Origin of the sequence: Mesorhizobium sp. WSM4308 (assembly GCF_002294905.1) — a bacterium.
Taxonomy (GTDB): Bacteria; Pseudomonadota; Alphaproteobacteria; order Rhizobiales; family Rhizobiaceae; genus Mesorhizobium.
Map to the genome: position 1 here is coordinate 15,593 of NZ_NSFW01000011.1, position 16,839 is coordinate 32,431.

Below are 16,839 nucleotides of genomic sequence, written 5' to 3' on the forward strand. Positions count from 1 at the left end.
AGGGCGCCTTGCCGGCCCGTAGTGTCCGCGACCATGAAAAAGGCACTCATTCTCGTAGGAAGGCGCGTGGGCAAGGCGGTGTAACCGCCGGGCGAAAACCTCCCATGCGCAACACACAGGCTCCCTCGGGGGCCTTTTTTATTGCCTGAAACACGACTAAACGACCGACAACACCCAAGTGGCAACGCCCAAGCGGCGACAGTACGGGACCAGACCGATGAGCAACGGACAGAGTGAGCGGCGCGAGATGACGGGCGCCGAAATGGTGGTGCAGGCGCTGAAGGACAATGGCGTCAAGCATGTCTTCGGTTATCCCGGCGGCGCGGTTCTCCCGATCTATGACGAGATCTTCCAGCAGGACGAGGTCGAGCACATTCTCGTGCGGCACGAGCAAGGTGCCGGCCACGCGGCCGAAGGCTATGCGCGCTCGACCGGCAAGGCCGGCGTCATGCTGGTGACATCGGGCCCCGGCGCCACCAATGCGGTGACGCCGCTGCAGGATGCGCTGATGGATTCGATCCCGCTGGTCTGCCTGACGGGCCAGGTGCCGACCTCTCTTATCGGCTCCGACGCGTTTCAGGAATGCGATACGGTCGGCATTACGCGGCCCTGCACCAAGCACAACTGGCTGGTGAAGGACGTCAACGAGCTCGCCGCGACCATCCATGAGGCTTTCCACGTCGCCACCACGGGTCGTCCCGGTCCGGTTGTGGTCGACATCCCCAAGGACGTGCAGTTCGCCAAGGGGTTTTACGTCTCGCCGCAGATCGCGCCGCGCACCAGCTACCAGCCGAAGGTCCAGGGCGATCTGGAGAAGATCAAGGCCGCGGTCGAACTGATGGCCACCGCCAAGAAGCCGATCATTTATTCGGGCGGCGGTGTGATCAATTCCGGTCCGGAAGCGAGCCATTTGCTGCGCGAACTGGTCGACCTCACCGGTTTCCCGATCACCTCGACGCTGATGGGGCTCGGCGCCTATCCGGCGTCGGGAAAGAACTGGGTCGGCATGCTCGGCATGCATGGCACCTACGAGGCCAACATGGCCATGCATGACTGCGACGTGATGATCTGCATCGGCGCGCGCTTCGACGACCGCATCACCGGCCGGCTCAATGCGTTCTCGCCGCACTCGAAGAAGATCCACATCGACATCGACCCGTCCTCGATCAACAAGAACGTGCACACCGAGGTTCCGATCATCGGCGATGTCGGCCGGGTGCTGGAGGATATGGTGCGGCTGTGGCGGGCAACCGCCAAGGCCGACAAGAAGGCGCTCTACCCCTGGTGGGAGCAGATCGCCAAATGGCGTGCGCGCGATTCACTCGCCTTCAAGATGAACAACGACGTGATCATGCCGCAATACGCCATCCAGCGGCTCTACGAACTGACCAAGGACAAGGACACCTACATCACCACCGAGGTCGGCCAGCACCAGATGTGGGCGGCGCAGCATTATCATTTCGAAAAGCCGAACCGCTGGATGACGTCAGGCGGTTTGGGCACGATGGGCTATGGCCTGCCGGCGGCGCTCGGCGTGCAGATCGCGCATCCCGATGCGCTGGTCATCGACATTGCCGGCGACGCCTCGGTGCAGATGACGATGCAGGAAATGAGCGCGGCGGTGCAGTACAAGGCGCCGATCAAGATCTTCATCCTCAACAACCAGTATATGGGCATGGTGCGGCAATGGCAGCAGCTCTTGCACGGCAACCGGCTGTCGCATTCCTACACCGAGGCGATGCCTGACTTCGTCAAGCTGGCGGAGGCCTATGGCGGCCATGGCATACGTTGTGAGAAGCCGGACGAACTGGACGACGCCATCACCGAGATGATCTCGGTCCGCAAGCCCGTGCTGTTCGACTGCCGCGTGGCGAACCTCGCCAACTGCTTTCCGATGATCCCGTCGGGCAAGGCGCACAACGAGATGCTGTTGCCGGACGAGGCCACCGACGAGGCCGTGGCCAATGCCATCGACGCCAAGGGCAGGGAGCTGGTGTAATCGACGGGCCGAGGCAGGGCTTGTCGAAAGAAGCCGTGCGCAAACAAACAATCAGACCAAGAATTCGAGATCCATGCCATGAACGCACAGCACCTTCAACCGACCGGCTCCGCCTATTTCATCGCCAAGGAAACGGAGCGGCCGGAGAATCACACGCTCTCCGTGCTGGTCGACAACGAACCGGGCGTGCTTGCCCGGGTCATCGGCCTGTTCTCCGGGCGCGGCTACAACATCGAGAGCCTGACCGTTTCCGAGACAGAGCACGAAAAGCACCTGTCGCGCATCACCATCGTGACGCGCGGCACGCCGCATGTGATGGAGCAGATCAAGCACCAGCTCGAGCGCATCGTGCCGGTGCATCGCGTGGTCGACCTTACCGTGCGCTCGCACGAGCTTGGCCAGGAGCGGCCGCTGGAGCGTGAACTGGCGCTGGTCAAGGTGGCCGGCACCGGCGAGACCCGCGTCGAGGCGTTGCGCCTGGCGGATGCTTTTCGTGCTTCGGTCATCGACGCCAACACCGAGCATTTCATTTTCGAGATCACCGGCAAGGGCTCGAAGCTCGACCAGTTCATCGCCATCATGAAGCCGCTTGGCCTGGTCGAAATCTGCCGCACCGGCGTGGCGGCCATGAACCGCGGCCCGCAGGGCATGTAGACACGCCACCGCGCAAGGAATCCGTCGCTACAACGCCTGGTTCGATCGGTGGCCGGGCGCTGGCCTTTGTGCGGCCAGCAAAATAGAGACAATAATGCTGACATATCTGGGGGGATAACATGTCATTCGACGCATTCCTCGCACTGCTCATCTATGCCTTCGTGACCTCGATCACGCCGGGGCCCAACAACCTCATGCTGCTGGCATCGGGGGTGAATTTCGGCATTACCAGAACCGTTCCGCACATGCTTGGCATCAGCATGGGCTTCCTGGTGCTGCTGCTTGCCGTCGGCCTTGGCCTTGGCGCTGTGTTGACGGCGTTTCCGGCGCTGCACACTGGATTGAAGATCGCCGGGGGCGGCTATCTGCTCTATCTCGCCTGGAAGATCGCCATGTCGCGCTCGCTGACCGGCAAGGGTGACACGAAAGGGCGGCCCATGCGCTTCATCGATGCGGCTGCATTCCAGTGGGTCAATCCGAAAGCCTGGGTGATGGCGATCACCGCCATGGCTGTCTATGCCAATGCCGAGCACCCGTTCCTGTCAGTGGTGTTGATCTCGATCGCCTTCACCATCGTCAACCTGCCGAGCGTTTCGGTTTGGGCGGGATTCGGCACGGCACTGCGGGGCTTTCTGTCGGATCCGGTGCGACTGAAATGGTTCAACATCGCCATGGGCGTGCTCTTGGCGGCCACGCTTTGGCCGATGCTGAAATAGGGTTCCCCGAAGGTTCGATGGGCGTCGGCTCGCGGCGATAGCGGCGCTGCCTACCGATTGTGCAGTGCACATTAAATCTTCGTAATGCCGTGTTTTGGCCCTTTTCCAACAAATGCGTGTCCTATCTATTCGGCGAAATCGCGGCAACGAGCCGTGGATTGCGCTAGAATACGACCCCAGACTACGGCGTGTCGGACGGAGAGGCCTTTGTCGATGCGTGGAAAAGTCATTGTTTCATTGCTTGTCGTCGCCTGTGCGGGCGCGGGCTGGCTCTATCTGTCTCCGGACACGCTGGGCAAGATTGAGCAACTCATCGGCGCAAAGCAGGTCGCGGCGTCGGACAAGGCGGCAACCAACAAGCAGGCAGCCGGGGGCAAGCAGGGGGCCGGCGGCGGCGTCCGTTCGGCCTCGATCGTTTCGGCGACGGCAACCACGGCCGACTTCCCGATCCGGCGCTACGCCATCGGCTTCGTCTCTTCGCCCGCCGTGGTCAGCATCAACGCGCGGGTCTCCAGCCAGATCGTGTCGATCAACGTCAAGGACGGGCAGATGGTGAAGGCGGGCGACATCCTGTTCTCGCTCGACGACCGGGCGCTCAAGGCGCAACTCGCCAAGGACCAGGCCACGCTCGCCAAGGACCAGGCGCTGCTTGCCAGTTCGAATTCCGATTTTCAGCGCGCCAAGGACCTTGTCGCCAAGCAGGCCGGCACGCAGCAGACCTATGATCAGGCCGTGGCCGCACAGAAGGCGGCGGCCGCGACTGTCGACGCCGACAAGGCGACGATCGACGCGGACGATGTCCAGCTTGGCTTTGCCACCATCGCGGCGCCGATCGCGGGCAGGCTGGGTGCGGTCAACGTTGCCGTCGGCGATCTGGTGACCACCAGCAATGGCAACAGCAGCACCTCGACGCCGCTGGTAACCATCACCCAGATGGACCCGTTGCAGGTCAACTTCAACTTGCCGGAAAGCAACCTTGCGCTGCTGCACAAGGCGCTTGCCGATCCGCAGCAAGGGGCGGTGACGTTGACCAAGGATGGCGAGCCGACGCCGATCGGCAAGGGCACGCTCGATTTCGTCGATTCCAGCGTCGATACCGCCTCGGGCACGATCGCCACGCGGGCGAGCATACCGAACGCGGATCTTTCGCTGTGGCCGGGCCAGTATGTGAATGTCGTGCTCGACGCCGGCATCATGCCGCAGATGACCTCCGTTCCGACCGTCGCGGTGCAGCCCAGCCAGAAGGGGCCGTTCGTCTATGTGGTCAAGCCGGACAGCACGGTCGAGATGCGGCCGGTGCAAGTGGCGTTGACCGAAGGCCAAAACAGCGCCATCAGCCAAGGCCTCAAAGCCGGCGAGAAAGTGGTCACGGAAGGCCAGACCAGGCTGAAGGATGGCGCCGCCGTGCACGAAGGCACCGCGGCCGCCGCGCCCAAGGTGGCTGAGGCAACCAATGCCGGCGAGGCGGCCCGATGATCTCCGAATTCTGTATTCGCAGGCCCGTCGCCACCCTCCTGATGTCGTTCGCCCTGGTGCTGGGCGGACTGTTTGCCTACAAATTCCTGCCGGTGGCCGCACTGCCCAGCGCCGAATTCCCGGTGGTCAACGTCTCGGCTTCGCTGCCTGGCGCCTCGCCGGAAACCATGGCGACATCGGTGGCGACGCCACTGATCAAGCAGTTCGCGACCATCGCCGGCATTGATTCCATTTCGACCACGAACTCGCTCGGCCAGACCTCGATCGCCATCCAGTTCGTGCTCAACAGGGATATCGACGCAGCGGCGGCGGATGTGCAGGCCGCGATCGCGCGAACGCAAAAATCGCTGCCGCCGCAGATGACGTCGCCACCCAGCTATCGCAAGGTCAATCCGGCCGATGCGCCGATCCTTTTGATGTCGCTGGTCAGCGACACGGTTCCGCTGACCGACCTCGACGCCTTTGCCGAGAACGTCATCTCGCCGTCGCTGTCGACCATCGACGGCGTGGCGCAGGTCTCGATCTTCGGCCAGCAGAAATATGCCGTGCGCATCCAGATCGATCCGACAGCGCTTGCCGCGCGCGGCATCTCGATCGACCAGTTGCAGGCGGCGGTCGCATCGGCCAACAGCAATACGCCGCTCGGCGTGCTGCAGAACAACAAGCAGCAGTTGACCATCACAGCAAACACCCAGCTGACCGACGCCGCGGGGTTCTCCAACCTCATCATCGCCACTAAGAACGGCCATCCGGTGCGGCTGGGCGAGGTGACCCGCGTCGTCGATTCGGTGCAGACCACGACGACGGCGAGCTGGTATGACGGCACGCGCGCGATCATCATGGCCGTGCAGCGCCAGCCCGATGCCAACACTGTCGACGTCGTGGACAAGGTCAAGGCGATGCTGCCGTCCTTCCAGGACCAGATGCCGGCCGCTGCCCAGATCAAGCTGCTCAACGACCGCTCGACCTCGATTCGCCAGGCAGTCGACGACGTGCAGTTCACGCTGCTGTTGACCATCGCCCTGGTGGTGATGGTGATCTTCGTGTTCCTGCGCCGGGTGACGGCGACCATCATCCCGGCCGTGGCGGTGCCGATCTCGCTGATTGCCACGTTGGCTGCGATGTTCCTGTTCGGCTTTTCCATCGACAACATATCGCTGATGGGTCTGACGCTGGCGGTGGGCCTCGTCGTCGACGACGCCATCGTCATGCTGGAAAACATCTTCCGCCACATGGAGGAGGATGGGTTGTCGGCCTTCGACGCGTCGTTGAAGGGCGCGCGCGAAATCGGCTTCACCATCATCTCGATCTCGATCTCGCTGGTGGCCGTGTTCATCCCCGTGCTTCTGATGGGCGGTGTCATCGGGCGCATCTTCAACGAGTTCGCCGTGGTCGTGACGGTCGCCATCCTGGCATCGATGTTCGTGTCGCTGACGCTGACGCCGATGCTGTGCTCGCGGCTCTTGTCGGTCACCAAGGCCGATCGCGAAGCACACGCCCCTGGCCACAAGCGGGATCTCGTCACGCGCGGCTACGACCGGGTCCTGAGCTTCTGCCTGCGCCACACGTTCCTGGTGTTCCTCGTCTTCATCGGCACCGCGGCGATGTCTGTATGGCTGATCGAGATTTCGCCGAAGGGCTTCTTCCCGCAAGAGGATATCGGCCAGATCTCGGTGACCACCATCGCGCGTCAGGACATTTCCTTTGACGCCATGGCAAAGCTGCAGGGCCAGGTGGCAAGCGTCTTTTCCCATTCGCCCTATGTTTCGCATGTGGCCTGGTCGGCAGGCAGCGGCAACAATGCATTGAACCAGGGCCAGCTCTATGTGCAGTTGAAGGACAAGAGTCAGCGACCCAACATCGAGAAGGTACAGGCGGATCTGCGCAAGCAGCTGGCCGGCGTGGCGGGTATCGAAACCTACATGCAGCCAGTGCAGAACCTAAGATTGGGTTCGCGGTCGTCCGCTAGCGCCTACCAGTTGGTGGTCCAAGGCCTCGATACCGTCCAGACCGATATCTGGGCGCAGAAACTGAATGACGCAATGGCGGCCGACCATGCGACCTTCACCGACGTCACCAGCGACCTGCAGAACAATGCGCTGCAGGCATCGCTGGTCGTCGATCGCGACAAGGCCGCCCAGCTTGGCATCGATACCGACACGCTGCGCTCCGCCCTCTATGGCGGCTTCGGCACGGACCAGGTTTCGACGATCTTCGGTTCGGCCGACAGCTACGAAGTCATCACCGAGCTCGATCCCAAGATCGAATGGTCGCCCGAGCGGATGCTCGCCATCCAGATGCGGACGGCAAGCGGCAGCCTGGTTCCGCTTGGCGCCTTCGCCCGCGTCGATCGCACGGCGGGCACCCTGACGGTCAACCAGCTCGGTCAGCTTCCGGCCGTGACCATCTCCTACAATCTGCCGCAAGGCGTGGCGCTTGGCGACAGTACGGCTCGCATCAGCGCGCTGAAGGAGCAGATCGGCATGCCGACGGCTATCTCGACTTCCTTCGCCGGCACGGCCAAGACCTTCCAGGATTCGCTTGCCAATCAGGGCCTGCTCATCGGCGGCGCCATCCTGACGATCTATATCGTGCTCGGCATCCTGTACGAGAGCTTCATCCACCCGCTCACCATTCTCACCGGCCTGCCGTCGGCGGTGCTGGGCGCGGTCGTTGCCTTGCGCTTCGCCGGCATGGATCTGTCAGTCATCGCGGTGATCGGCATTCTGATGCTGATCGGCATCGTCAAGAAGAACGGCATCATGATGGTCGATGTCGCGCTTGAATTGCGACGAGAGGGCATGTCGGCCAAGGACTCCATCCACAAGGCCTGCCTGATGCGTTTCAGGCCGATCATGATGACGACGCTTGCGGCGCTGATGGGCACGTTCCCGATCGCGCTCGGTACCGGCGCCAGCGCCGAACTACGCCAGCCGCTGGGCGTTGCCGTTGTCGGCGGCCTGCTGGCCTCGCAAGCGCTCACCCTGTTCGTGACACCGGTGATCTACGTCTACATGGAGAATTTCTCGGGCTGGCTCGCCGGGCTCATGCCGAAGCGCAAGGCCGAGTTGCCCGCGGTCGGGAATGCCGAACAGCCCTCGCTGTTCGGCATCAACGACGACATCCCGGCCGAGCCGCAGAAGACGGCGGCCGAATAGCCGGCCAGTAGGCGCTGATTTCCGCTGGCCCAAGTCGTCATGCTTGCGACCGGCGGCTCGCGACCGTAATTTGCGGCCATGTCCCATGATCATGACCACGACAACGAGCTCGATCCTTTTGCCGCCCGGGTGCGGGCGCTGGAGACCATCCTGACCCGCAAGGGGCTGATCGATCCGGCGGCGATCGACGTCATCGTCGATACCTACGAGACCAAGATCGGCCCGCGCAACGGCGCCAGAGTGGTGGCAAAGGCCTGGAGCGATCCTGCCTATGCGGATTGGCTCAAGCGCGATGCGACGGCGGCGATCGAATCGTTGAGCTATACCGGCCGCCAGGGCGAGCACATGCAGGCGGTGTTCAACACCGAGGAGACGCACAACATCGTCGTCTGCACGCTGTGCTCCTGCTATCCATGGTCGGTTCTTGGCTTGCCGCCGGTCTGGTACAAGGCGCCGCCCTATCGGTCGCGCGCGGTGATCGATCCGCGCGGCGTGCTCGAGGAATTCGGGCTGGCGCTGTCGGCCACCACCAAGATACGCGTCTGGGATTCGACGGCGGAACTACGTTATCTCGTCGTGCCGATGCGCCCCAAGGGTACCGAAGGCTGGAGCGAGGAACGGCTGGCCGCACTGGTGAGCCGCGATGCGATGATCGGCACCGCGCTGGCCAAAGCACCGGAGGGGGCGCCGGCATGAACGGGCCGCAGGATCTCGGCGGACAAATGGGGTTCGGGCCGGTCGCGCCCGAAAAGGACGAGCCCTATTTCCACGCCGAATGGGAGAGGCGGGCGCTCGGCGTCACGCTGTGCGCCGGCGCCATGGGCGCCTGGACCATCGACGAGAGCCGGCATGCGCGGGAATCGCTGCATCCGGCCGACTATTATTCCTCCAGCTATTACCAGATCTGGATCAAGGCGCTGGAAACGCTGCTCAAGCGCCATGGGTTCGTCAGCGAGCGCGATATCGAGGCGGGCGAAGCGATCGATGCGGCGGCGACCCCGAAACGGGTGCTGAAGGCGGAAAATGTGCCTGCCGTGCTGGCCAAGGGCGGTCCCTGCAACCGGCCGATGGCGGAGCCGGCGCGGTTCAAGGCCGGCGATCCCGTGCGGACGAAGAATTTCAACCCGACCGGCCACACAAGGCTGCCGCGCTATGCGCGTGGCAGGCAAGGCAAGATCGAGGCGGTGCGCGAGGGCTTCGTCTTTCCCGACAGCAACGCGCATGGGCAAGGCGAAAACCCGCAATGGGTCTATACGGTGGTTTTCGAAGGTAAGGAGATCTGGGGCGAGGGCGCCGATCCGACGCTGACCGTTTCGATCGATGCCTGGGAGAGCTATCTTGAGCCGGCATGAAGGCACCTTGCCGTTCGACGAACCGGTATTTTCAGAACCATGGCAGGCTGAAGCCTTTGCGATGACGGTGGCACTGCACGACAAGGGCTTGTTTTCGTGGAGCGAATGGGCGGAGGCCCTGTCCGCCGAGGTCAAGAAGCCGGGCGCTGCAAGCGATGGCCATGACTATTACGAGCATTGGCTGGCGGCGCTGGAAAGCCTGCTTGCCTCAAAGGGGCTGGCCGCCAAATCCGATGTCGATGCGATGGCGCAGGCCTGGGAGCGCGCGGCTCATGCCACGCCGCACGGCAAGCCGATCCTGCTGGAGAACGATCCGCACGCCGCGCAATGATCACGGGCGGAGCGACGTTTGTTCCCTTTACGTTCTTGGTTGCGCCTGATAGTCTGCGCGTGGGGAGTTAGCCGCCGTTTGTATCGATGGTGGCGGCTATCTTGTCTTTCCCTTGCGAATCCGGTCACACGATCAGATGGAATTTTCTCCCCAACAGGATGAGGCGCTGCAAGCGGTCGCCCGCTGGCTGCAGGCCGGCAAGCCGCAGTTGTTCAGGCTGTTCGGCTATGCCGGCACCGGCAAGACGACGCTGGCGCGCTATTTCGCCGAACATGTCGACGGCCAGGTGCAGTTCGCCGCCTTCACCGGCAAGGCCGCCCAGGTGCTGCGCTCCAAGGGGGCGGTCAACGCCCGCACCATCCATTCGCTGATCTACAGGCCCAAGGGCGAGGAATCGGTGGAAGACGAGGTGACCGGCAAGACATCGATGTCGCCGACCTTTTCGCTCAACCGGCAGAGCCCGATCTCGCGTGCGAAACTGGTCGTCATCGACGAATGTTCGATGGTCGACGAGCAACTCGGCCGCGACCTGATGAGTTTCGGCACACCGATCCTGGTGCTGGGCGATCCCGGCCAGTTGCCGCCGATCTCGGGCGGCGGCTTCTTCACCGATCACGAGCCCGACTTCCTGCTCACCGAAATCCACCGGCAGGCGCGCGACAATCCGATCCTGCGGCTGGCGCTCGACGTGCGCGAAGGCCGCGAATTCATGCGCGGCGACTATGGCACGGCGCAGGTGATCGGCAAGGAAGACGTCACCCAGGAACTGGTGCTGAAGGCGGACCAGGTGCTGGTCGGCACCAATCGCACGCGCCGCCGCTACAATCAGCGCCTGCGCGAACTCAAGGGCTTCAACGCCGACTATCCCCAGGCCGGCGACAAGCTGGTCTGCCTGCGCAACGACCCGGCCAAGGGCCTGCTCAACGGCTCGCTGTGGAAAGTTATGACCTCGTCGCGCGAGACAGTGAAGCCCGGCATCAACCTCCTGGTTTCGCCGGAAGAGGACGATCCGGACCGCGGCGTCGCCAAGATCAAGCTGCTCAAGGCGGCGTTCGAGGATCCCGACGCCGATATCCCCTGGCAGCAGAAGAAGCGTTTTGATGATTTCGACTATGGCTATGCGCTGACCGTGCACAAGGCGCAGGGCTCGCAGTGGAACGAAATCGTGCTGTTCGACGAAAGCTGGGCCTTCAAGGAAACGCGCCAGCGCTGGCTCTATACCGCGATCACCCGCGCGGCCGAACGATTGACCATTGTCCGATAGAGTTACGACGCCGGCTTCTCTCGTACGCCGACCCGCCGGACTCCAAGCCATTCCCAGGCCTCTTCTTCGTCCTCGGCCTTGAAATGCCTGAATTCGATGGGCGACGATGCGGGCAAAGCGTGTCGCGCGTCCGGTGTCCAGTCCGGCGTGCCGATCGCCGCGCAGCGACCTATATGCTCCAGCGCATGGATGGTGCCCTGCTTCAGGGTCTCGTCGGAGATGTCGGTCCAGTCGACGCCGTCGTGATCGACGATGCGCACGGCCACGTCGATTCGCTGATGCAGCGCGTAGGCCGCCTCCAGCAGACCGAACAGGTTTTCCGCATCGGCCGCCGACACATGACCGACCACGTCGATGGCGAACAGGTCGTCGCGATCGGTGTCGATGCGACGGATCGTCGGCACGGATTGCAGGAAATTCACGAATGGGCCTCCTTGCGCAAAACAGCGTCGGTCTTCTGGAACACCGGAAACCCCTATCTGTTCCCGTCAAAGGCGCTATAGATGCCCAGTCTCAAGCGCGCCGCGGCTGAATGGATAGGTGTGGCGCGTGCTAACCGCCTGATTTCACGGACACCAGACATGCCCGCAAAGCTTTCCGTCAACCTCAACGCCATCGCCATGCTGCGCAACCGGCGCGACCTGCCATGGCCCAGTGTCACCGGCATCGGCCGGCTTGCGCTTGCCGCCGGGGCGCATGGGCTGACCGTGCATCCGCGTCCCGACGAGCGTCATACGCGGCATTCCGACCTGCCCGAGATCCGGGCGCTGATCGACGATGAGTTTCCGCAGGCGGAATTCAACATCGAGGGCTACCCGAGCGAGGATTTCCTGGCGCTTGTGGAAAAGCATCAGCCCGAACAGGTGACGCTGGTTCCCGATGATCCGGCGCAGGCGACCTCCGACCATGGCTGGAACTTCGTCGCCGATGCGGCGTTGCTGACGCCTATCGTCAGGCGCCTGAAGAAGGGCGGCCTCCGGGTTTCGCTGTTTTCCGACGCCGATCCCGCCGGCATGACAGCCGCGCGCGATACCGGCGCCGACCGGATCGAGCTCTATACCGGCCCTTATGGCAGTTACCATTCCGATTCCGCAAAAGCCGCCAAGGAACTGGAACGATTGGGAAAAACGGCCGACGCTGCACTCGCCGCCGGTCTGCAGGTCAATGCCGGGCACGATCTGACGGTGGGCAATCTGCCGGCCCTGGCCAAGCGCATTCCGGCATTGGCCGAAGTATCGATCGGACATGGGTTGACAGCCGACGCGTTGGAGTATGGCATGGCCGGCACGGTGGGCCGGTTCCTCAGGGCTTGCGGGTGGAAATGACGGCAGCCTCGCGCGGTAAGCATGGCAGCCATAACGCGACGGTACTTGATATTGCATCGCAGCAAGAGTAGAGCACCGCGCGTTTACCGGAGTGTCGTATATGGCCCTTGCCAATGCTGGTAGTGAGGCAGAACCCGTCGACCAATCGAGCCATCCCGAAATCGAGCAGCACAGCACGAAGGTGCTGATGCTGGGTGCGCTTGGCGTTGTCTATGGCGATATCGGCACCAGCCCGATCTATGCGTTACGCGAAGCTCTGCATGCCTCGTCCGGCGGCAACGTTGCCAACCGTGGCGATATTCTCGGCGTGCTGTCGCTGATCATCTGGTCGCTGACGATTACGGTGACAGTGAAATACATCATGTTCGTGCTGCGCGCCGACAACCGCGGCGAGGGTGGGGTGCTGTCATTGATGGCGCTGGCGCGCGGCAGTTTCCCGAAGCGCTCGGCACTGATTCTCGGCATCGGCATCGTCGGCGCCTCGCTGTTTTTCGGCGACGCCGTCATCACGCCAGCGATTTCGGTGTTGTCGGCAGTCGAGGGCATGAATGTCGTCACGCCCGCTTTCCAGCCTTATGTCGTGCCGCTGACGCTGGTCATTCTCGCAATGCTGTTCGCGGTGCAGCGCTTCGGCACCGGCGGCGTGGGGCTGGTCTTCGGTCCGATCACCGCGGTCTGGTTCCTGGCCATTGGCCTTTCCGGCCTTAACCACATCATCGCCGACCCGGAAATCCTGTGGGCGATCAGCCCGCACTATATCGTTGCCTTCCTGATCAATTCGCCCGACGTTTCCTTCGTGACGATCGGCGCGGTCTTCCTCGCCGTCACCGGCGCCGAGGCGCTCTACGCCGATCTCGGCCATTTCGGCCGCAAGCCGATCGTGCTGGCCTGGCTGGCGATCGTGTTCCCTTGCCTGCTGCTCAACTATGCCGGACAGGGCGCTTTCGTGCTGGCGAATGGCGGCGTCGTCGGCCATCCGTTCTTCGAAATGAACGAGGGCTGGACCCTGATCCCGATGGTCGTGCTGGCAACAGCGGCGACGGTGATCGCCAGCCAGGCGGTGATTTCAGGCGCTTTCTCACTGACCAGGCAGGCGGTGCAGCTCAACATGCTGCCGCGCCTGGAAATCCTGCACACCTCGGAAAAACAGTCCGGCCAGATCTACATGCCGCGCGTTAACCTTCTGCTGGCGCTGGCGGTGATGCTGCTGGTGGTCGGCTTCGGCGAGTCCAGCAGGCTGGCCTCGGCCTATGGCATATCGGTCACCGGCAACATGCTGGTGACGACCACGCTGCTCTTCGTCATCATGACGCGCATCTGGAAGTGGAATCTCTGGCCGGCAATTGCGCTGACGGCGCTGTTCGGCCTGATCGACATCGGCTTCTTTGCCTCCAACATCGTCAAGGTGTTCGAGGGCGGCTGGGCCTCGCTGGCGGTAGCTTTCGCGATCATCATGGCCATGTGGACCTGGGTGCGCGGCAGCCGCTATCTGTTCGACAAGACCCGCCGCAACGAGATTCCGCTCGATTTCCTCGCCGGCAATCTCTTGAAGAAGAAGCCGCAGCTGGTGTCCGGCACCGCGGTGTTCCTGACCAGCGATCCGCTCAGCGCGCCGACAGCGCTGATGCACAGCCTCAAGCACTACAAGGTGCTGCATGAGCAGAACGTCATCCTTTCGGTGGTGACGGCGCCGCAGCCGGTGGTGTCCGACAGCGACCGGGTCAAGATGGAGACGGTCAACGAGCTGTTCATGCGGGTGACGCTGACCTTCGGCTATATGGAACAGCCCAACATTCCGCGCGCGCTGGCAATCTGCCGCAAGCAGGGCTGGAAGTTCGACATCATGACGACGTCGTTCTTCCTGTCGCGGCGCTCGCTCAAGGCCTCGCCCAATTCCGGCATGCCGGTGTGGCAGGACCGCCTCTTCATCGGCCTGGCGCGCACGGCGGCGGACGCGACCGAATATTTCCAGATCCCGACCGGGCGCGTGGTAGAGATCGGCACACAGGTGGCGATCTGACGAGCTCGATCGCCTTTACCTGACAAGGTGCGGAGGCGGGCATGAGCGGTGAAGTGGTGCTTGTCACCGGCGGATCGGGCTTCCTCGGCGCCCACTGTGTCCTTGCCCTGCTGGATGCGGGCTACCGCGTGCGCACGACAGTGCGCTCCGCCAGGCGTGAAACCGATGTTCTGGCCATGCTCAAGGCTGGCGGTGCCGAACCGGGCGGTCGGCTGTCCTTTGCCGTCGCCGACCTCATGATCGACGCCGGCTGGCCGCAAGCGGTCGCAGGCTGTGATTATGCGCTGCATGTCGCCTCGCCATTTCCACCCGGCGTGCCGAAGCACGAGGATGACCTGATCATCCCGGCTCGCGAGGGGGCGCTGCGGGCGGCGCGGGACGCTGGTGTCAAACGCGTCGTGCTGACCTCGTCCTTCGCGGCCATCGGCTACGGCAAGATGCCGCCCGACGGCCGGCCCTTCACCGAGGAGAGCTGGACCGATCCGACGGCCAAGGTCAGCGCCTATGTGAAGTCGAAGACGCTTGCCGAGCGCGCAGCCTGGGATTTCATTGCCGCCGAAGGCGGCGGGCTGGAATTGGCGGTCGTCAATCCGGTCGGCATCTTCGGGCCTGTGCTCGGCTCCGACCATTCGACCTCCACCGAATTCGTCCAGCGCATGATGAACGGTGCAATGCCGGGGCTGCCGCGCCTGTCCTTCGGCGTGGTCGACGCACGCGACGTGGCTGACCTGCACGTGCGCGCCATGGCCGATCCAACCGCCGAAGGCGAGCGCTTCCTGGCGGTATCGGGTGATTTCATGACTGTGCGGGAAATCGCGCAGACCTTGAAGACGAGGCTCGGCGAGGCGGCTGCGCGCGTCAAGACCCGGGAACTTCCCGATTGGCTGGTGCGGATCGTGGGACTGTTCAACCCTGAAGCCGCGCAGCTGGTGACGGAACTGGGCAAGGTCAAGAATACCACCAACGCCAAGGCGGCACATGTGCTCGGCTGGGCGCCGCGCTCGCGTGAAGACGCGCTGGCCGCCACCGGCGAGAGTCTGATCCGGCTCGGCCTGCTCAAGACGTAGCGCGGCGGGAGGGAGACCTCCCGCCGCGCACCTTTCAACCAGCCAGTGCGGCCTTGTTGGCTTCGAGGAACTGTTTCAGCGTTCGCGGCTTCCTGCCGGAAAGCGTTTCGACCGCGTCCGTTGCCATGGCGATGCGGCCGGACCGCGTGTTGGCATCGAAAGACACGATGACGCGAGCGAACTCCTCGGGGACGCCGGCCGCCTTCACGCCTTCGGTCAGGGCCTCGTCGGGCAGCTGAATGACGTTCAGCGGCTTGCCGGTGACTTCGCTCACCAGGGCGGCGATTTCGGCTGTCGTATAGGCCTGCGGCCCGGTTAGCGTGTAGGTCTTGCTGTCGGCCGAACCGGAGGCGAGGCTAGCGGCGATGGCCGCGGCCATGTCGTCGCGTGCACCATGGGCGATGCGGCCGTCGCCGGCGGACGTATACCACTGCCCCGAGGCAATGGCGTTCGGCAGTGCCATGAACAGGTTCTCCTGGTACCAGCCGTTGCGGAAGATCGTATAGGCGATACCGCTGGCCTTGATCGCCTGCTCGGTGCCGTAGTGGTCGCCGGCAAACAGCACTGGCGAAACCGGCTCCGGATTGGGCATCGAGGTGTAGAGCAGATGCGAAACGCCTGCTTTCTTCGCAGCCGCCACCGCCGCCTCATGCTGCTTCAGACGCCTGCCGGTTTTGAGATCGAGATCGCTGGTCGAAATGATCAGCACCCTGTCGGCGCCCTTGAATGCGTTTTCCAGCGAGGTCGCATCGTTGAAGTCGGCGGCCTGGACAACGACGCCACGCGCCGCCAGATCGGCGACGCTTTCCGGGTTGCGGGTGGTGGCGATGATCTTTCCCGGCGGAACTTTGTGCGTGTCCAGGAGATAGCGGATGACGCTGCGGCCGAGCTGGCCGGAAGCGCCGGTGACGAGAAGGGTTTCGGTCATGGGAGATCCTGATTTTGCGCCAGCATGGCGGGTGCTCTTAATGGTCTCAAAAAGAGACCAGCACTAAAATAGGAATTGACCCGGTGCCGTAAAGAAGGCAGTTTTTCGGGAGGTAGGCACACGCAAGGAACCAGCCATGGACAGCCGGATCGTCAATCTGAGGTCCAAACTCGACGTCTACAAGGCCATGACCGGTGGCGGAAACCTTGCCGATTGTCCGGTCCGCGAGGTCATCCAGGGGCTCAATGGCAAATGGAGCTCGTTGCTGATGGCGGCGCTCGCCGAACAGCCGTATCGCTTCGGCGAATTGCGGCGGCTGGTGCCCGACATCTCGCAGCGCATGCTGACCCAGACGCTCCACGACCTGCAGCGCGACGGCTATGTGCATCGCGAAGTGTTCCCGACCAAGCCGCCCAGCGTCGAATACAGCCTCACCGACCTCGGACGCTCGATGTTCGGCGCCCTGCATCACCTGATCCAATGGGCCGAACTCAACCACGATGCGGTGCGTGAGGCGCGCGCCGGTTTCGACGCAGCGCAGGCTTGAGC

At 63.3% G+C, this 16,839-nt stretch carries 15 protein-coding genes; 13 read left to right on the top strand and 2 right to left on the bottom strand.

Annotation, left to right across the window (positions count from 1 at the left end; translation table 11 throughout):
• Positions 1–217 precede the first annotated feature (217 nt).
• From CK227_RS20625 to CK227_RS20665, 9 genes are all read left to right on the top strand, one after another.
• Positions 218–1,999 carry an acetolactate synthase 3 large subunit gene (locus CK227_RS20625; RefSeq protein ID WP_095773064.1) on the top strand — a complete coding sequence of 594 codons (1,782 nt, stop codon included), beginning with the start codon at positions 218–220 and terminating at the stop codon, positions 1,997–1,999.
• A gap of 78 nt (positions 2,000–2,077) precedes the next feature.
• Complete coding sequence (gene ilvN, locus CK227_RS20630; protein ID WP_095773063.1) at positions 2,078–2,653, top strand: acetolactate synthase small subunit; 576 nt, start codon at positions 2,078–2,080, stop codon at positions 2,651–2,653.
• A 119-nt stretch (positions 2,654–2,772) separates the two neighbouring features.
• A complete protein-coding gene (locus CK227_RS20635) occupies positions 2,773–3,369 on the top strand; it encodes a LysE family translocator (RefSeq protein WP_095773062.1) in 597 nt (198 codons plus the stop codon).
• Positions 3,370–3,582: 213 nt separating this feature from the next.
• Positions 3,583–4,845, top strand: a complete 1,263-nt coding sequence (locus CK227_RS20640; RefSeq protein ID WP_095773061.1) for an efflux RND transporter periplasmic adaptor subunit — start codon at positions 3,583–3,585, stop codon at positions 4,843–4,845.
• Positions 4,842–8,003, top strand: coding sequence for an efflux RND transporter permease subunit (locus tag CK227_RS20645; protein WP_095773060.1), 3,162 nt, complete (start codon positions 4,842–4,844; stop codon positions 8,001–8,003). The genes CK227_RS20640 and CK227_RS20645 overlap by 4 nt, the downstream gene beginning before the upstream one ends.
• Positions 8,004–8,081: 78 nt before the next feature.
• The gene (gene nthA / locus CK227_RS20650) at positions 8,082–8,699 is read left to right on the top strand and encodes a nitrile hydratase subunit alpha (protein ID WP_095773059.1); all 618 of its coding nucleotides are present in this window, start codon (positions 8,082–8,084) and stop codon (positions 8,697–8,699) included.
• Complete coding sequence (gene nthB / locus CK227_RS20655; protein WP_095773058.1) at positions 8,696–9,355, top strand: nitrile hydratase subunit beta; 660 nt, start codon at positions 8,696–8,698, stop codon at positions 9,353–9,355. The genes nthA and nthB overlap by 4 nt, the downstream gene beginning before the upstream one ends.
• The gene (locus tag CK227_RS20660) at positions 9,324–9,686 is read left to right on the top strand and encodes a nitrile hydratase accessory protein (protein WP_179295870.1); all 363 of its coding nucleotides are present in this window, start codon (positions 9,324–9,326) and stop codon (positions 9,684–9,686) included. The genes nthB and CK227_RS20660 overlap by 32 nt, the downstream gene beginning before the upstream one ends.
• A gap of 136 nt (positions 9,687–9,822) precedes the next feature.
• Positions 9,823–10,950: an ATP-dependent RecD-like DNA helicase gene (locus CK227_RS20665; protein WP_010910153.1), complete on the top strand. Its 1,128-nt coding sequence runs from the start codon at positions 9,823–9,825 to the stop codon at positions 10,948–10,950.
• A 2-nt stretch (positions 10,951–10,952) separates the two neighbouring features.
• On the opposite strand, the gene CK227_RS20670 is transcribed toward CK227_RS20665, so the two are convergent.
• Positions 10,953–11,372, bottom strand: a complete 420-nt coding sequence (locus CK227_RS20670; protein ID WP_095773056.1) for an STAS/SEC14 domain-containing protein — start codon at positions 11,370–11,372, stop codon at positions 10,953–10,955.
• A gap of 159 nt (positions 11,373–11,531) precedes the next feature.
• On the opposite strand from CK227_RS20670, the gene CK227_RS20675 reads away from it, so the two are divergent.
• From CK227_RS20675 to CK227_RS20685, 3 genes are all read left to right on the top strand, one after another.
• Complete coding sequence (locus CK227_RS20675; protein ID WP_095773055.1) at positions 11,532–12,275, top strand: pyridoxine 5'-phosphate synthase; 744 nt, start codon at positions 11,532–11,534, stop codon at positions 12,273–12,275.
• A gap of 100 nt (positions 12,276–12,375) precedes the next feature.
• The gene (locus CK227_RS20680; protein WP_095773054.1) at positions 12,376–14,295 is read left to right on the top strand and encodes a potassium transporter Kup; all 1,920 of its coding nucleotides are present in this window, start codon (positions 12,376–12,378) and stop codon (positions 14,293–14,295) included.
• A 41-nt stretch (positions 14,296–14,336) separates the two neighbouring features.
• On the top strand, positions 14,337–15,362 hold the full coding sequence (locus CK227_RS20685; protein ID WP_095773053.1) for an aldehyde reductase: 1,026 nt from the start codon (positions 14,337–14,339) through the stop codon (positions 15,360–15,362).
• A gap of 34 nt (positions 15,363–15,396) precedes the next feature.
• Here the strand turns inward: CK227_RS20685 and CK227_RS20690 are convergent, their stop codons facing one another.
• Positions 15,397–16,290, bottom strand: coding sequence for an SDR family oxidoreductase (locus CK227_RS20690; protein WP_095773052.1), 894 nt, complete (start codon positions 16,288–16,290; stop codon positions 15,397–15,399).
• Between the two features lie 136 nt (positions 16,291–16,426).
• On the opposite strand from CK227_RS20690, the gene CK227_RS20695 reads away from it, so the two are divergent.
• The gene (locus CK227_RS20695; RefSeq protein ID WP_095773051.1) at positions 16,427–16,837 is read left to right on the top strand and encodes a helix-turn-helix domain-containing protein; all 411 of its coding nucleotides are present in this window, start codon (positions 16,427–16,429) and stop codon (positions 16,835–16,837) included.
• Positions 16,838–16,839 lie beyond the last annotated feature (2 nt).

Excerpts from the sequence above, each read along its gene's own strand:
- CK227_RS20625 (WP_095773064.1), top strand. The coding sequence starts at position 218 with ATGAGCAACGGACAGAGTGAGCGGCGCGAGATGACGGGCGCCGAAATG.
- ilvN (WP_095773063.1), top strand. The coding sequence starts at position 2,078 with ATGAACGCACAGCACCTTCAACCGACCGGCTCCGCCTATTTCATCGCC.
- CK227_RS20635 (WP_095773062.1), top strand. The coding sequence starts at position 2,773 with ATGTCATTCGACGCATTCCTCGCACTGCTCATCTATGCCTTCGTGACC.
- CK227_RS20640 (WP_095773061.1), top strand. The coding sequence starts at position 3,583 with ATGCGTGGAAAAGTCATTGTTTCATTGCTTGTCGTCGCCTGTGCGGGC.
- CK227_RS20645 (WP_095773060.1), top strand. The coding sequence starts at position 4,842 with ATGATCTCCGAATTCTGTATTCGCAGGCCCGTCGCCACCCTCCTGATG.
- nthA (WP_095773059.1), top strand. The coding sequence starts at position 8,082 with ATGTCCCATGATCATGACCACGACAACGAGCTCGATCCTTTTGCCGCC.
- nthB (WP_095773058.1), top strand. The coding sequence starts at position 8,696 with ATGAACGGGCCGCAGGATCTCGGCGGACAAATGGGGTTCGGGCCGGTC.
- CK227_RS20660 (WP_179295870.1), top strand. The coding sequence starts at position 9,324 with ATGCCTGGGAGAGCTATCTTGAGCCGGCATGAAGGCACCTTGCCGTTC.
- CK227_RS20665 (WP_010910153.1), top strand. The coding sequence starts at position 9,823 with ATGGAATTTTCTCCCCAACAGGATGAGGCGCTGCAAGCGGTCGCCCGC.
- CK227_RS20675 (WP_095773055.1), top strand. The coding sequence starts at position 11,532 with ATGCCCGCAAAGCTTTCCGTCAACCTCAACGCCATCGCCATGCTGCGC.
- CK227_RS20680 (WP_095773054.1), top strand. The coding sequence starts at position 12,376 with ATGGCCCTTGCCAATGCTGGTAGTGAGGCAGAACCCGTCGACCAATCG.
- CK227_RS20685 (WP_095773053.1), top strand. The coding sequence starts at position 14,337 with ATGAGCGGTGAAGTGGTGCTTGTCACCGGCGGATCGGGCTTCCTCGGC.
- CK227_RS20690 (WP_095773052.1), bottom strand. The coding sequence starts at position 16,290 with ATGACCGAAACCCTTCTCGTCACCGGCGCTTCCGGCCAGCTCGGCCGC.
- CK227_RS20695 (WP_095773051.1), top strand. The coding sequence starts at position 16,427 with ATGGACAGCCGGATCGTCAATCTGAGGTCCAAACTCGACGTCTACAAG.